General features: G+C 63.4%; 2 protein-coding genes and 1 tRNA gene. 1 reads left to right on the plus strand and 2 read right to left on the minus strand.

The genetic code is table 11. From position 1 onward, the window contains the following. Positions 1-41: 41 nt before the first annotated feature. Complete coding sequence (locus EN984_RS29880) at positions 42-746, minus strand: hypothetical protein (protein ID WP_236383026.1); 705 nt, start codon at positions 744-746, stop codon at positions 42-44. Positions 747-1,107: 361 nt separating this feature from the next. Between EN984_RS29880 and EN984_RS29885 the strand changes: the two genes are divergently transcribed. Continuing rightward, a tRNA-Ser gene (locus tag EN984_RS29885) sits at positions 1,108-1,197 on the plus strand. A gap of 192 nt (positions 1,198-1,389) precedes the next feature. Here the strand turns inward: EN984_RS29885 and EN984_RS29890 are convergent. Next, entirely contained in the window at positions 1,390-2,607 is a 1,218-nt protein-coding gene (locus tag EN984_RS29890) for an FAD-dependent oxidoreductase (RefSeq protein ID WP_127384167.1), read from the minus strand. Positions 2,608-2,651 lie beyond the last annotated feature (44 nt).

Raw genomic sequence — 2,651 nt, forward strand, 5'->3', positions numbered from 1 at the left:
TTCAAAGACCGGGTGAACCCGGATTCGTTGCCCTGCGCGAATTATGCGGCCGGCTTCCTTTTGCGCCGATGGACACGCCAGACGGCAAAAACGCCGCCGCCAATGGCGCCGATCACCAGGCCGGCCAGGCCGGTGAACACGGCGAAATAGCCGCAGGCGCCCTCGAAACAGCTCATCTCGGTGGCATCAGCGATCACCGAGCCGATGGCGAATCCGCCCACGGCGCCGATGACCGCGCCCAGGACGATGCCGAGCAGCGCGGCGACGACCGAGACGAAGACAGGCGGGCTTTCGGTTTCCGGATTGACATAAACGGCATCGGCTTCGGATCCACGGCGCAGCAGATAGATGCAGAGGACCCCGATGGCGAGTTGAGCAGCGGTGATGGCAAGCGCCTGGCCCGAAAAGACGAAATCCGAAATCGTCAGTGCACAGGCCTGCCAGGCCACCAGCCAGATGATTGTGGCGACCTGCCAGATGGTGAACTGGCGCGGGAAACGGGCCGAGCGGCCGAAGGCGAGGCCGAGCAGGTAAAGCCCCCACAGGATGGTGATGATGTCGACGGCGAGCCCGCCATAGACAAGGTAAAACACGCTGTCTGGCAGGCCGGTGGCGCCGACCGCGGGCCAGACGGAGATCAGGCCGTAGACCGACCACGCCATGACGAAGACGAGCCAGCCCACCGGCACGAAGGAAAGCCCGCTGTCCGGCCGCCTGACTGGCGTCTGTCCATTGCTCGATGTCATGTCCGCACAATGCCCCCGCAAAGCCTCGGCACCCGACAGGCAACTCCGGGGGAAGTCAAGGGCGGCCGGCCCGGCGGTCGTGCCTGTGCACACCATTGCAGCGGCGGCGCCCGTAAAAACGGGCATGCCGGCGGCCTTGCGAAACACTGTATGGCCGGCAAAGCGAATAGACTGCTGATATGGCTTGGCATTCGGCGCCGGATCGACTAGATGAGCCCCGCGCCTGTTGCTTCGACGGCTCAGGTGCGGGGAAGGGCGTTCGCTGGTTGGCGGCGCCGATGGCGGAAGTTCCGCCTTGCCCCAAGGGAGGTGCATCTCCCCAACCCGCGCGGCAAAACCGGCCGACGCGACATGCATGGACGGAGAGGTGGCCGAGTGGTTGAAGGCGCACGCCTGGAAAGTGTGTTTACGGGAGACCGTAACGCGGGTTCGAATCCCGCTCTCTCCGCCAGCTTGCACCTAGGTGTGATCAAGATCGGCGCGCCCCAGGCAATATGATCTGGCGCAGGCTGCCGACGCTCATCGCGATCTCGAGGCCAGGAGGACAACCGGGGCGCTTGTGCTTGGTGCAATCTCGAACACGACCGACGTCCCGTGATGAATTGCTTCGCCAAATCAAAACGGGGTGGTCGATCGTCTCGCCCTAGATCACCGCTTCCTCGAGGAACGGCTCGTTGCGCTCTATGCGCTCGTAACAGAATGGCGACAGATCGAGCGTCTGGAAAGCCCCGTGAACGATAAGTTCTGAAACTCCCCGGCCCACGGCTGGCGACTGTTGCAGCCCGTGCCCCGAGAAGCCGTTGGCAAACATGAAATTGGTCACCTGCGGGTGGAAGCCGACGATGCCGTTGTGGTCGAGCATGTTGTACTCGTAGTGGCCGGTCCAACTGGTCTGGACCTTGAGTGCGTCGAAAGACGGAATGCGGTGCCAGAGTGCCGGCCAGATGTAGTCGTCGAACTCTTCATGGTGCATTTCAAAGTCGTCGTAGCCGGCCGGTCCGTCGCCCTGCGGCGTGTTGCCGGTGAGAAAAAGTTCGCCTTCCGGGCGCACGAATGTACCGGAAAGGTCGATGACGTTGGGCATCCGGCCGGGGATCGGGTTGGCGCTGGCAAAGACGAAGCTGTAGCGCTTGTAGGGCGCGACCGGGATCGACAGGCCGGCCATGGCTGCGACCTGCTGCGCGCGCGGACCCGCGGCGTTGACCAATGTTCCGCAACGAACCGTCTGGCCGGTCGCGAGGCGCACCGAGATGACCCGTCCATCGGCAATATCCAGCCCTGTCGCTGCATTGTCGATATACTCGACGCCGCTGGCGCGGGCGGCGCGGCGGAAACCGTTCATCAGCCCCACGGAGTCGAACCAGCCCTCTTCCCTAGCCCCCCAGGAACCGCCACCGAGATCCTCCACATTGAGCCAGGGGAAGCGATCCTTCAGCGGGCCCGGCTCGAGGAACACTGTGTGGGCCCCAAAACTGCGCTGCAGATCGACGCGCTCGCGGGCCGCTTCGACGCCGTCGGGTGAACAGCAGTAAAGATATCCATGCTCCTTGAAGCCGAGGTCGGGCGCCGGTTCGTCCTTGTAGAAAGGTGCCATACGCTCCTGGAAGGTGCGGATGATCTCGATGCCGAACTGGCTGATCTTCACATTGATCGGATTGGAATATTGCTGCCGGATCGCGCTGGTGGACAGCGCCGTCGATGAAAACTCGTAACTGCTATCGCGCTCGACCACGAGGATCGAGGCACCGCTGCCCAGCGCCTGGCTCAGCCAGTAGGCCGTGGACGAGCCGACAACCGCTCCGCCGACGATGACGATGTCGTAGGCGTTGCGCGATGGCGCTTTGTACCGGGGGATCGGCATGGCTGTATCTCCGGTCTACTGAGTGAACGAAGCGACCAAGGCAT

Source organism: Mesorhizobium sp. M7A.F.Ca.CA.004.12.1.1, assembly GCF_003997835.1.
GTDB lineage: Bacteria > Pseudomonadota > Alphaproteobacteria > Rhizobiales > Rhizobiaceae > Mesorhizobium.